Consider the following 12,552-nt stretch of genomic DNA (forward strand, 5'->3'; position numbering starts at 1 on the left):
GGGTGGAAGTAAGAATGCGGAAAATGTGGAAAGCCGGCTTTTTAACCGGCCTGATGGCTATTGTTGCGGCGTGCGATGGCGCGTCCGAAGTTGACACCGATGTCAATGACGCTGCCGCAACGCAAGGTCAGGCCGGGAGTGGTGCGGGTAATAGCTCTACCGAGAGAACAGCCACAAAGAGCGTACAGGCACAAGTCACTGCACTGCCCGAGATCATCTCACAGGATGGCCGCCACATGCTGCGCGTCGATGGCGAGCCTTTCCTGATGCTGGCGGGCCAGGTAAACAATTCCTCCAACTACGCCTCGCAGCTGCCGGAAGTCTGGCCAGCGATGGACGTGCTGAACGCCAACACGGTGATGATGCCGGTGGCGTGGGAACAGGTGGAGCCGGTCGAGGGCGAGTTCGATTTTTCCTTCGTCGATGAACTGGTCAGCCAGGCGCGCGAGAACGACAAGCGCCTCGTGCTTTTGTGGTTCGCCACATGGAAGAACACCGCGCCCAAATACGCGCCCTCATGGGTCAAGCTCGACAATGAGCGCTTCCCGCGCATCATTCACGAGGATGGCGAATTATCCTACGCCCTGTCGCCAATGCACCGCTCCACGCTGGAAGCCGACAAAAAAGCCTTCATCGAATTGATGAGCCATCTGAAGGAGATCGATCCCCAGCACACGGTCATCATGGTGCAGGTCCAGAACGAAAGCGGTGTCTATGGCACCGATCGCGATTATGGCCCGGAAGCGCAGGAAGTCTTTGAAGGTCAGGTGCCTGAAGCGCTGACCTCGATGCGCGGGCTTGAATCCGGTACATGGCAAGAGGTGTTCGGCGACGATGCCGCCGAGATGTTCCACGCCTGGCACATGGCAAGCTTTATCGGCGAGATTGCCGCGGCGGGCCGGGAGGTCTATGACCTGCCGATGTACACGAATGCTGCTCTCCGCGACCCGTTCTATCCGGGCCCTGCGGGCGGTTATGCCTCCGGCGGGCCGACGGACAATGTCATCGACATCTATCTGGAAGCGGCACCGGCACTCGAATTCGTCTCTCCCGACATCTATATGCGCCAGAACGAGAAGGTCGAGGCCGTGCTCGATCTCTATGCGACGCCGGACAATGCGTTGTTCATTTCCGAAATCGGCAATGACGACGATTATGCGCGGTTCTTCTTCCCGTCCATGGGATCGGGCGCCATTGGCTTTGCGCCTTTCGGCATGGATTATACGGGCTATGCGAACTATCCGCTCGGCGGACGCCTGCTCTCGCCGGAAACGCCTGAACGGATCGAACCTTTCGCCCGCAATTACCGCCTTGTCGCGCCGATGGCAGAGAAATGGGCGCAGCTTGCCTTCGAGGGCCCCGTCTGGGGCGTTGCGGAGCCGGATGACAGCGCCGATCAGGCCATCGACCTTTCAGGACCGTGGTCTATGGATGTGCATTTCGACCAATGGCAGTTCGGTATGCGCGAATGGAATATGCGCGACGAGATCGCCCAGAGCGTCGATGTTCCGGAAGGCAATGACTATCCCAATGGCGGGGTCATCGTCGCCCCACTCGGCGAGAATGAATTCCTCATCACGGGCTATGATGCCCGCGTATTCTTCGGTCGCGATGACGACGCACCAGAGGTCAACTGGCTGATCGACACGGTCGAGGAAGGTCATTACGACGAGGATGGCAACTGGGTGATGGAGCGTATCTGGAATGGCGACCAGACCGATTACGGTCTCAATTTCATCGACCGGCCTCTGCTCCTGCGCGTGCGCCTCGCAACGTACTGATAAACAGCACACTGAAATAATAGGGAAGGAATGACCATGAAGATTCGGACGATACTGCTTGCGGGGACGGCGATGCTAGCCACGGCAGCCTGTGCCAGCGTTGAAACATCTCCGCGCGACAATACTGATGCTGTTGCCGGAAAAACCATGACCACGGTGACGAAAACCGATACCGGCGTTGTGCTGCGCCCGGCGGCAGGCGATGTCGAGGAAGTTCGCCTGTCCGTAATTGCCAGCGACATCATCCATGTAGAGGTGACGCCCAAGGGCGGCACGCCGCGCGAGGAGAGCCTTGTTGCCGTGGCAATGCCCAATAGCAATGTGCCGTTCGATCTCGGCATTACCAACACTCTCGTGACCCTGGACACTGGTGACATCCAGGCGCTCGTTACCCGCGAGACGGGCCAGATCGAGTTCCTCGACACCAATGGCAACACCCTGCTGAAGGAAAACGACCGCGGCTCTTTCGTGGCTATCGACGATCCGGCCATCGAGCTCGATGGCGAGGAGCTGTTCCGTGTGCGCCAGACCTTCAATCAGGGAACGGATGAAGGCTTTTACGGCCTCGGCCAGCACCAGAATGCGCAATACAATCTGAATGGCGAGGATGTCGAGCTGGCCCAGCACAATATCTCCATCGCCAATCCGTTCATCGTTTCCAGCCGCAATTACGGCGTCCTGTGGGACAATTATTCGATCACCAAGATCGGCGACGCCCGTGAATACCAGCCGATCACCGGCTCGCTGACCGTGCGCAATGCCAGCGGTGAAGAGGGCGGCCTGACGGCGACCTATTACATGGATGACGAGGTCCTGCTCGCCCAGACCGAAGCCGATATCGACTACCAGTACCTGCCGGCGGACCAGTTCGTGCGCGGCAATGAAATGCGCGATCCCTATCCGGCGGCGGTGCATGAGGCGCTGGGGGAGGAGACTGACCCGACCCTCGTGACGTGGGAAGGTACCATAGAGGCCGACGAAAGCGGTGCCCACAAGTTCCGCCTCTATGGCTCGTCCTACATGAAGATCTATGTCGATGGCGAGCTGGTGCTCGACCGCTGGCGCCAGAACTGGAACCCCTGGTATCACAACTTCACCGTCGATATGACCGCCGGCGTGCCGCGCGATATTCGTGTCGAGTGGGAGCCGGTCGGCGGTTATCTGCGCCTCCTGCATCTGAACCCTCTGCCGACGGAAGAACAGAACCAGCTGTCCTTCGCTTCGGAAGCCGGCCATGCCATCGATTACTACTTCGTCGCTGGCGAGGACATCGATGAGGTCATCTCCGGCTATCGCACGGTCACCGGCAAGTCGGTGATGCTGCCGAAATGGGCCTATGGCTTCTGGCAGTCGCGGGAGCGCTACAAGACGCAGGACGAACTGGTCGAGGCGCTGGCCGAATATCGCAAGCGTGAAATCCCCATCGACAACATCGTTCTCGACTGGAACTACTGGCCGGAAGATGCCTGGGGCAGCCATGATTTCGATCTCGAGCGCTTCCCGGATGCGGAGGGCATGATTGATGCGGTTCACGACATGAATGCCAACATCATGGTCTCCGTATGGCCGAAATTCTATCCGACGACGGATAACTACAAGGAACTGGACGAAGCCGGCTATATGTATCAGCGGGCAATCGAGATGCAGTCGCGCGACTGGATCGGGGCAGGCTACCTCAACTCCTTCTACGATCCTTACTCCGAGGAGGCGCGGGACATCTTCTGGCGTCAGATGGAAGAGAAGCTGGCCACAATCGGCTTCGATGCCTGGTGGATGGACGCGACCGAGCCGGACACCCACTCCAACCTGTCCATCGAGGAGCGCAAGCTGCGCACCGGTCCGACGGCGCTGGGCTCTTCCACGGAGTATTTCAACACCTTTGCCCTCGCCAATGCACAGGCCGTCTATGAAGGCGAGCGTGAGTTCGATCCGGACGACCGGACCTTCATCCTGACGCGCTCCGGCTTTGCCGGTATCCAGCGCTATGCGGCAGCGATATGGTCCGGCGACGTCGTCTCCCGCTGGGATGACCTGCACGACCAGATCTATGCCGGTATCGGTGTCGGTATCTCGGGTATTCCCAACTGGACCCACGACATTGGTGGTTTCTCGGTCGAGAACCGTTATGCCAATGAAGACCCGGCGCACCTGCCGGAATGGCGCGAGCTGAACCTGCGCTGGTTCCAGTTTGGCGCGTTCTCGCCGATCTTCCGCAGCCATGGTCAGTATCCGTTCCGCGAGATCTACAACATCTCGCCTGAAGGCCACCCGGTCTATGAGTCCATGGTCTGGTACGACAAGCTGCGCTATCGCCTGATGCCGTATATATATACGGCGGCAGCGGACATGTATCACAACGACTACACGCTGATGCGCGGCCTCGTCATGGACTTCACCGATGACGAGATGGCGCAGAACATCGGCGACCAGTATATGTTCGGCGATGCCTTCCTCGTCGCGCCGGTCTATGAATATGAAGCCCGCTCCCGCGAGGTCTATCTGCCGATGGGCACTGACTGGTATTCGTTCTATGATGGCGAGAAGTTCTCCGGCGGCCAGACGATCACGGCTGATGCGCCGCTGGAGCGGATGCCGCTCTTTGTCAAGGCTGGCTCCATCGTGCCGACGGGGCCTGAGATCGAATACACGGGCGAGGATATGGGTAATGAGCTGACGGTCACGGTCTATACCGGTGCCAATGGCTCCTTCTCCCTCTACGAGGATGATGGCGATACCTATGACTACAAGGACGGTGAGTATTCCCGCATCCAGATGACATGGAACGAGGAAGACCGTACCCTGATGATCGGCCAACGCCAGGGCGCGTTCCCGGGCATGGCGGAGACCAAGCAGATTTCCGTCCGCTTCGTTTCCGGCTCGCTTGCCGGGGCGGACGATTTCGACGCCCATGTCGCGACGACCATCACGTATGATGGCACGGCGACCATGGTCACGCTCGATCAGTAAGACAAACGCTGGAGGACCTTACATCAGGTCCTTCAGCTCGATTGACGTATCGGCGAGCCGCTCAGGTTCCGCCGATACGCGCATCTCGACAAGCTTGCGCCCGAACACGAAATCCTTTGGCGCGTTGACGCAGTCGAGAGCACAGACGACACCTCCCTTGAGATAGATGAGAGAGAAGCTGCGCGTCGCTGGATCGCCGCGCAGGACGTGGGTGTCATGGCCTGTGGCCAGCCCCGCTGTCTGCAGTTTCAAATCATACTGGTCCGACCAGAACCATGGCACGGCCTCGTAAGGCTGCGGTTTGCCGGTCAGCCCCCGGGCGACTGTCATCGCCATGTCGCTGGCATTCTGTACGGATTCCAGCCGGATCAGCGCGTCCTCTCCGTATACGTTGCGATGGGCGGCGCAGTCGCCAATGGCGTAGACATCAGAGAGGCTCGTGCGGCAGAATTCATCCACGACGATGCCATTACCGCCTTCTGCGCCTGCCGCCACCAACGGGCCTACTTCGGGCACGATGCCGATACCGACAATCACCATGTCCGCCTCGATGATCGAGCCATCGGCGAGCCGTACCCCGGCGGCGCGGCCATCGCGCTCCTCGATGCAGTCGACCAGCACGCCAGTGCGCAGATCGACACCATGAGCACGATGTTCTTTCTCGAAGAAGCTCGCGAGCGGCTCCCCCGCGACGCGGGACAGCACATGCCGTTGCGCTTCCAGCAGAACGACGTCGCGCCCCAGCTTGTGTAAGACGGCAGCTGCTTCGAGGCCAATATAGCCTCCGCCGATGACGGCGACGCGCTTCGTGCCCGCCATCTCGTCCATCATCGCATTGATGTCCGACAGGGTGCGGACGGTATGGACACCGGGCAGGTCATACCCTGCGCAGGTCAGCATGCGTGGCATGCCACCCGTCGCCCAGGCCAGGCTGCCATAGCCGATCGTCTCGCCATCATCCATCATCACCGCCTTGGCTGTCGGATCGACCGAGGTTACGCGCCTGCCGCGCATCAAGGTCAAGCCCTCTGCCTCCCAGAAACTTTCGGGGCGCAACAGGATGCGCTCGAAATCCTTTTCGCCGGACAGGTAATCCTTCGACAGGGGCGGGCGATGATAGGGCAGGTGCGGTTCAGCGCCGATCACGCCGATCGTGCCGTCATATTTCAGCTTATGGAGGTTGACTGCGAGTTGCGTGCCGCCATGGCCGGCACCGACGATGAGGGTATCGTAGGACGTCATTGGAAGTCTGCTTTCTGTATTTTCAGCGCACTATAGGCGGCTTGGCGGCCGATGCCACTCCCTGCCGGCTTAAACCTGCCGTGCCGGTGACCGGACGATAATCGCCGGGCCATCTTCCGTTTCCACGATCCGGGCGCTGATGCCATAGACCTCTTCCAGCCGTGTCTCGGTCAAGGTCTCCTCGACCGACCCATCGGCGAGGATTTGCCCGTTCTTCATCCACACGAGCCGTTCGGCAAAGCGGGCGGCTAAGGCGATATCGTGCAGGATAACGAGCGCGCCATTACCTTCGTCCACATAACGGCGCAGCAGATTCATGGCCTGGAACTGGTGACGCGGATCGAGGGCGGCGACCGGTTCGTCGGCGATCATCAGCGGCGCTTCGGCGACAAAGGCCCGGGCGAGGTGCACACGCGCCAGCTCGCCGCCCGACAGGGTGTCTGTCGCCCGGTCTGCGAGAGGGTGAAGATCACAGGCACCCAATGATCGGTTGACAGCCTCTGCATCGCAGGCTTTCAACCGACCGATGGCAGCGCCATGGGCATAGCGGCCGAGGGCGACGACATCGCGCACGGCAGCGGGCCATGCCAGCGGTCGAATCTGCGGCAGGTAGGCGATCTTCCGCGCACGGTCCATCGGCGAAAAGGATGTAACGGGTTTGCCATCAAGCTCTGATGACCCTGCATGCATTTCCACGCCCAGCATGGCCCGGGCCAGCGTCGTCTTGCCCGCACCGTTCGGGCCGAGTACGGCGACGAGTTCGCCCTGCCGCAGAGTGATGGAAGCGTCCGACAGGATCGCCTTCGCGCCCGCCGAGACGGTGAGGTTTTTTGCGACAAGCTCAGCCATGGGGGCGCCTCCTCATGGCGATCCAGACAAAGGCGGGTGCGCCGATCAGTGCCGCAACGACGCCCAGCTTCAGCTCGTTCGTTGTCGGCAACAGGCGCACGGTGATATCGGCAAGGACGAGGATGACGCCGCCAAGAAGGCCGGAGGGCAGCAGGCTGCGGGCCGGGTCATGGCCTGTCAGCGGGCGGATGAGATGTGGCGCGACGATGCCGATGAAGCCGATACCGCCGGCAATGGCGACCGCCGCGCCGGTGGCAAGGCCTGTCCCGGCGATGACCGCGAGCCGCTGGCGCCTGAGGTCAAGGCCGATGCCATGGGCCGCTTCCTCGCCCAGCGTCAGGGCTGACAGGCCGCGCCGCGTCACGAACAGCAGCGCCAGCCCGGCGATCATGAAGGGTGCGGCGAGGGCGATATCGTCAAGCCCGCGATTGGCGACGGAGCCGAGCATCCAGTTGATCATGTCCGACAGGGAGAACGGGTTTGGCGCAAAATTCATCAGCAATGACATCAGCGCCCCGGCGAAGCTGGCAAGGCCGACCCCGATCAGGATCAGCGTCACCATGTGCCGTATGCGGATTGCCGCAATGGCGATGAAGGCCGTCGCGGCCAGTGCCCCGGCAATGGCGCTGAGCGGCAGCACCCAGACGGAGAGGGCGGTCAGGCCGTAATAGAGAGAGAAGGTCGCGCCCAGCGATGCGGTGGCGGTGACGCCGAGGACGCCGGGTTCGGCCAGCGGGTTGCGCAGCAGGCCCTGCAGCGCTGCCCCGCTGATCGCCAGAGCCGCGCCGACGACATACGCCGCAAGCGCCCGGGGCAGGCGGATCTGCCAGATGATGACGGCATCACCAGCCTCGCCGCCACCGAACAAGGCTGCGAGGACCCGGGACACGCCCATTGGCGTCGAGCCGAGGAAGCAGGCCGCGAAAAGCGCCGCAATGCTGGCGGCAATGAGGGAGGGGAGAAGCCAGCGGCTCATGAGCTTTCTCCTGCGGGGGCTTCCGCCAGTGCCTCAATCGCCTCGATCAGGAACCACCCGCCACAGGCGGTCCAGGCGCTGTCGAGAGGGATGACCGGGCGCTCGCGTAATTGCCGCCGGGCAACAGGATGTCCGCTGGCGCTCCACGCATCCATATAATCCGTGCCCGTCTCATAAAAGGCGCTGGCGACAAGGTCCGGCTTTTCCCTGGCCAGCCGCTCCAGCGGCAGGGCATGCCAGCCGGGGCGGGTCTCGTAATTGACGAGGCCTGCAGCGGTGAACATCTCGTCGATCATGGTGCCCGGGCCGGTCGTGACACCACCGGAGGTCATGTAGAGGATTGTGCGAGGCTGGCTTTGCGGCTCAATCGCATCCAGCCTCTCCCGGTAGTCGCCAATAATCTCTGCGCCCTTTTCCTCAGCCTGCAGATCGGATGCTGCCTGTTCGAGAACGCCCGGCACATCGGCGAGAGTCGCAGCATAGCCGATCTGTACCACCGGTACGCCAGCCGCCGCAAAAAACGCCGCCGCCTGCGGACCGCCGCCATAGGTACGCACGATCAGGTCCGGCTTCAGTGCCAGCACGTCTTCGGCGACGGGGCGCACTTTGGGAATACCGGCGGCCTCAGCGCGCAAATATGAATACTCGTCTTCCGAATAGGGTGAGAGCGCGAGGATGTCCTCTCGCTCCGCCAACGCCAGCACATACTGGTCGGCGCAATAATCGAGGCTGACGATCCGGCGGGGTGCCTTATTGCCTTCCACGCTCGCCACCTGATCCGCCGGGGCGGAGCAGGCGGCAAGGGAGAAAGCGATGATCGTCAGCCTCTTGATCATGTCACAGCCTTACCCTGATCCCGGCAGACCCGGAAAGGCCGGGCGTGCCATAACCAAGCAGCTGCTGATAGTCGGCATCGAACAGGTTCTCGACCCGGCCATAAAGCTCCAGCGTCTCGCTGAGGTCATATGACCCGTTGAGATCGACCCGGGTCCAGCCATCGACCGGGCCGGTGGAATCCATCTGCTTCCCAGTATGACGCAGGTCGATGCTACTCGAAAAGGGCCCGCCCGGGTCAAAGGTAGCGCGCAGGGTCGCTGTATAATTCGGCACACGGATCAGTTCGTTTTCGTCACCATCTTCGGCTTCGATATAAGCATAAGTGCCGCCAAGAGTGAGCCAGCCTGTTAGCTTGTACTCGCCTGACAGCTCAATGCCTTGCGAGGTCGCCTCGGCGATATTCTCATACCGACCGATATTGAAGGTGATGAGATTTTCCGTGTCCTGCGCGAAGACACTGATGCTGGCTGTGCCCCGGCCATCCGGTGTGCGCAGGTCGACGCCGAGATCGACCCCTTCGGATGTTTCCGGCGCCAGGTCAGACGCAGGCTCGGTCAGTCCGCAACACAGGAAGGTTGTCTGGAACAGGGTCGGGGCCTTGAAGCCCTGGCCCCAGCTCGCCCGCACCGTCATCGTCTCGCGCGGCGACCAAGCGACAGCGGCCCGGCCCGTCGTCTTCGAGCCGAAGCGGTCGTGATCGTCATTCCTCAGGCCCGCTGTCAGGGTCAGGCTTTCGACCGGTTTCAGTTCATAAAGCGCGAACAGGCCGGTGATCGTGGTCTCGTCACCATCGGCGCTCGTCTCTTCCTGCTCAGCCCCGAAGGCGAGAGTGCTTTTCGCATCGATGGCGAGCGTGCCCTGATAGCGCAACAGGCTGCGCTCGCCTTGCGCAGAAAAACTCTCCACGCCGCTTGCGAAATTCACCCTCTCGATATCGGCAAACCCGGCGACGAGCTGGTTCTCCAGCCTGCCGTCGAACAGTGGGACGTTCAGGGCGATATTGCCCGAGAATTCCTCCGTCTCAGTGGTTTCGTCGCCATCGCCGACATTGCCTTCGGCCCCGAAGACGAAACTGTCGAACTCTGTCTCTGCATCGGTATAAAGCAGCATTGCATCGAGGCGTGCCGAGGCTGGCAGGTTCAGCCCGCCGCGTGCAGCCCAGGTGGTCGCCTCATAGCCGTCGTCTTCGGTATTGCCATTGTTTTCATCGGCCTTGGAAATACCGTCCGTATCCGTCCTCGTTGCCGACAGGCGGAAATCGCCCGCCTCGTTCGCGCCAGCAACGGCCGCGCCGCCGCGCAGCGTATTGAAGGAGCCAGCCTCGCCGAACAACGTGGCGCCGAGGCCTTCCTCCGGGCGTTTGGTGATGATGTTGACGACACCGCCGATGGCATCCGTGCCCCACAGGGTCGATTGCGGGCCTTTGAGGATCTCGATTCGCGCGATCTGATCCGAATCAAGACGGGCGAAATCATAGCCGCCGCCGGGAGCTGACGGGTCGTTGACCGCCACGCCATCGATCAATACCAGCGTCTGTTCGCTACCGGCCCCGCGGATGCGCACGCTTGCCGCGCCGCCATAGCCGCCATTCTGGTTCACGGTTACGCCGGGTGCGCGCGCCAGCGCATCGACCACAAAGGCATATTGCGACAGGATCTCGTCGGTGATGATGGCCACCGAAGAGCCGGTTTCGGTCGCCAACTGGTCGAGTCGCGTGCCATCGACAATAATTTCGTCCCTGTACGCATCACCCTGCGCAAAGGCAGGAAAGATAGCAGGGAAGGCGGCGGAAAGGCCGGCAGTGCCAGCCAGGAGGAGTAGTCTTTTCATGTCTCGTTCCTTTTGCCCGTACCGGCCTGCCGCAACCGGAAAGGAGCAATGACAAGAACCGCACACGAAAAGTGCACGGCGGCAGCGCTCGGTTTTCGATTGTCGTTGCAGAGGAAAGAGACTTTCCCGTACGCGGAAGGCTGGACCCGGCCCCGGCACGAACGACGCGATGGCAGGTTTCCTGACTCACCGATCGACGCTTCCGGCCGCCTTCCCGGCGCATTTCACGCCAGTGGCATCGTGGCCGTCAGCTCCTGGCTGACAGTTGCGGGCACAGCCCCGGATTTACACCGGGTTCCCTCTTAGCCCCGTGTTACCGGGGCACCATCTGGGAGAAGTCTATGCAGAAGGGCGTCCCGCTTGTCAACGAAGACGCCCTTTATGAAATCGCTGTGGCAGGCTAGGCAGCCTTGTCCAGCCGCTCGCGCTTGTGCGGCGCGTCAAAGTCCATCGCCGGGCCGACGGGCACGACGCCGGTCGGATTGACCATGTCATGGCTCTCGTAATAATGGCGCTTGGCGTGTTCCAGATTTGTCGTTTCGGCAATGCCCGGCCATTGATAAAGGTCGCGGGTATAACCCCACAAATTCTGGTAGTCCGTCAGCCTGCGGATATTGCATTTGAAATGCCCGAAATAGACCGGGTCGAACCGGTACAGCGTCGGGAACAGGCGCCAGTCGGCCTCAGTTGGCTCGTCACCGGTCAGGAATCGCTGGCGCGACAGGCGGTCCTCGAGGAAATCCATCGTCTCGAACAGCGGCTCGACAGCCTCTTCATAGGCATCCTGCGTCGTCGCAAAACCGGACTTGTAGACGCCATTGTTCAGCGTGTCATAGATCCGCTCGTTCAGGGCATCGATCTCGTCGCGTTTGTCTCTGGGGTAATAATCGCCGGGGGTCGCGCCGACTTCGTTGAAGGCGTCGTTGAACATGCGGATGATATCTGCGGATTCGTTGGAGACGATGGTCTGCTGTTTCTTGTCCCATACCACAGGCACGGTAACGCGCCCTGAATAATTCGGGTCGGCGTTCAGATAGACCTGGTACATGAAGTCACTGTCGAACAGCTTGTCGCCGACGATGCCGTCATCGTCCTTTTTGAAGGTCCAGCCGTTTTCCTTCATCAGCCAGTGGACGACGGAAACATCGATCGTGTCGTCCAGCCCCTTCAGGGCACGATAGATCAGCGTGCGGTGTGCCCAAGGGCAGGCATAGGAAACATAAAGGTGATAGCGCCCGGGTTCTGCCTTGAAACCGGCCTTGCCCGTCGGCCCGGCGCTGCCGTCTCTGGTGATCCAGTTGCGGAACTGGCTTTCGGATCGCTTGAAGCGCCCCCCGTTTTCATCGGTGTTGTACCATTTGTCCTGCCATTTGCCGTCGACGAGAAGTCCCATCAGGTCATCTCCCTTGAAGTTGTCGGGTTTGCGTGTGTCTCATGAACACAAGATTGTGCCGATGAGTGCGCAAACCCAGTCTCGATTCCTCAAATGATTGTTCTGCAAACGGGAAAACTTGTTCTGAACGGCGGTGTCAGGCCATCTTCGCGTTGCGCGGCCCGATCAGGCTTCGGCCATAGGCCAGCGCATCCTTGCCGCGTATGGCGAGAATGAACAATGCGCAGAACCAGCTGATACAGGCGGCGATGAAGAGGAAGGAGCCTTCCTCGACGATCATGCCGTTCTCCCATTGGGTCGGTGTCGGGATGCCGAGCGGGGTGAACAGGTGGAAGGTGATGGCACCGGTCATTACGCCGAGGGCGTTCAATGCGCCCATCGCCTGCGACAGTCCGGCGAGACGCTTGTCGCCTTTCGTCAGCAAAAGGATGACCGGAATCGCGATCAGCAGGATGGAAGCGGCAAGCTCGGCAAGGCCGATGATCCACGGACCTGCCGGATAGAACAGGCCGATGCCGGACCAGTCGCGCAGGGTGGTGAAGATATGTTCCGGGGTCGGATGGCCGGTGAACTTGAAGCGCAGGCTGTCGAGGAAAATTGCGGAAATGAAAAGGCTGGCGCCGAACAGCGCTATCTGGACGGGTTTCGATGTCGTGTGGTTCATGTCTCTCTCCGGT

Annotated in this window: 9 protein-coding genes and 1 riboswitch; of the genes, 2 read left to right on the forward strand and 7 right to left on the reverse strand. The window is 61.0% G+C overall.

Translation table 11 applies throughout. The annotated features are described in order from the left end of the window. Positions 1 to 14 precede the first annotated feature (14 nt). Positions 15 to 1,781, forward strand: coding sequence for a DUF5597 domain-containing protein (locus FF098_RS00980; protein ID WP_205967329.1), 1,767 nt, complete (start codon positions 15 to 17; stop codon positions 1,779 to 1,781). A gap of 30 nt (positions 1,782 to 1,811) precedes the next feature. Further along, on the forward strand, positions 1,812 to 4,748 hold the full coding sequence (locus FF098_RS00985; RefSeq protein WP_155136076.1) for a glycoside hydrolase family 31 protein: 2,937 nt from the start codon (positions 1,812 to 1,814) through the stop codon (positions 4,746 to 4,748). A gap of 18 nt (positions 4,749 to 4,766) precedes the next feature. Here FF098_RS00985 and FF098_RS00990 read toward each other — a convergent pair whose 3' ends face one another. The 7 genes from FF098_RS00990 to FF098_RS01020 all read right to left on the reverse strand — a co-directional run bounded on the left by FF098_RS00990 (position 4,767) and on the right by FF098_RS01020 (position 12,539). Next, entirely contained in the window at positions 4,767 to 5,990 is a 1,224-nt protein-coding gene (locus tag FF098_RS00990; RefSeq protein WP_155136079.1) for an NAD(P)/FAD-dependent oxidoreductase, read from the reverse strand. Positions 5,991 to 6,059: 69 nt separating this feature from the next. Continuing rightward, positions 6,060 to 6,839: an ABC transporter ATP-binding protein gene (locus FF098_RS00995; RefSeq protein ID WP_155136082.1), complete on the reverse strand. Its 780-nt coding sequence runs from the start codon at positions 6,837 to 6,839 to the stop codon at positions 6,060 to 6,062. Beyond that, on the reverse strand, positions 6,832 to 7,815 hold the full coding sequence (locus FF098_RS01000) for a FecCD family ABC transporter permease (RefSeq protein ID WP_155136085.1): 984 nt from the start codon (positions 7,813 to 7,815) through the stop codon (positions 6,832 to 6,834). Before FF098_RS01000 ends, FF098_RS00995 begins: the two co-directional genes overlap by 8 nt. Next, positions 7,812 to 8,651, reverse strand: coding sequence for an ABC transporter substrate-binding protein (locus FF098_RS01005; RefSeq protein WP_155136088.1), 840 nt, complete (start codon positions 8,649 to 8,651; stop codon positions 7,812 to 7,814). Before FF098_RS01005 ends, FF098_RS01000 begins: the two co-directional genes overlap by 4 nt. Before the next feature lies 1 nt (position 8,652). Beyond that, entirely contained in the window at positions 8,653 to 10,482 is a 1,830-nt protein-coding gene (locus FF098_RS01010; RefSeq protein ID WP_155136091.1) for a TonB-dependent receptor plug domain-containing protein, read from the reverse strand. A 154-nt stretch (positions 10,483 to 10,636) separates the two neighbouring features. After that, positions 10,637 to 10,826, reverse strand: a riboswitch (cobalamin riboswitch). Positions 10,827 to 10,882: 56 nt separating this feature from the next. Further along, a complete protein-coding gene (locus FF098_RS01015; protein WP_155136094.1) occupies positions 10,883 to 11,875 on the reverse strand; it encodes a glutathione S-transferase family protein in 993 nt (330 codons plus the stop codon). Positions 11,876 to 12,011: 136 nt separating this feature from the next. Beyond that, positions 12,012 to 12,539 carry a hypothetical protein gene (locus FF098_RS01020; RefSeq protein ID WP_188544036.1) on the reverse strand — a complete coding sequence of 176 codons (528 nt, stop codon included), beginning with the start codon at positions 12,537 to 12,539 and terminating at the stop codon, positions 12,012 to 12,014. Positions 12,540 to 12,552 lie beyond the last annotated feature (13 nt).

Origin of the sequence: Aquisalinus luteolus, from assembly GCF_009712425.2 — a bacterium.
Classification (GTDB): domain Bacteria; phylum Pseudomonadota; class Alphaproteobacteria; order Caulobacterales; family Parvularculaceae; genus Aquisalinus; species Aquisalinus luteolus.

Coding starts and splice junctions, on each gene's coding strand:
- FF098_RS01000 (WP_155136085.1), bottom strand. CDS start 7,815: ATGAGCCGCTGGCTTCTCCCCTCCCTCATTGCCGCCAGCATTGCGGCG.
- FF098_RS01020 (WP_188544036.1), bottom strand. CDS start 12,539: ATGAACCACACGACATCGAAACCCGTCCAGATAGCGCTGTTCGGCGCC.
- FF098_RS01010 (WP_155136091.1), bottom strand. CDS start 10,482: ATGAAAAGACTACTCCTCCTGGCTGGCACTGCCGGCCTTTCCGCCGCC.
- FF098_RS00980 (WP_205967329.1), top strand. CDS start 15: ATGCGGAAAATGTGGAAAGCCGGCTTTTTAACCGGCCTGATGGCTATT.
- FF098_RS00985 (WP_155136076.1), top strand. CDS start 1,812: ATGACCATGAAGATTCGGACGATACTGCTTGCGGGGACGGCGATGCTA.
- FF098_RS01005 (WP_155136088.1), bottom strand. CDS start 8,651: ATGATCAAGAGGCTGACGATCATCGCTTTCTCCCTTGCCGCCTGCTCC.
- FF098_RS01015 (WP_155136094.1), bottom strand. CDS start 11,875: ATGGGACTTCTCGTCGACGGCAAATGGCAGGACAAATGGTACAACACC.
- FF098_RS00990 (WP_155136079.1), bottom strand. CDS start 5,990: ATGACGTCCTACGATACCCTCATCGTCGGTGCCGGCCATGGCGGCACG.
- FF098_RS00995 (WP_155136082.1), bottom strand. CDS start 6,839: ATGGCTGAGCTTGTCGCAAAAAACCTCACCGTCTCGGCGGGCGCGAAG.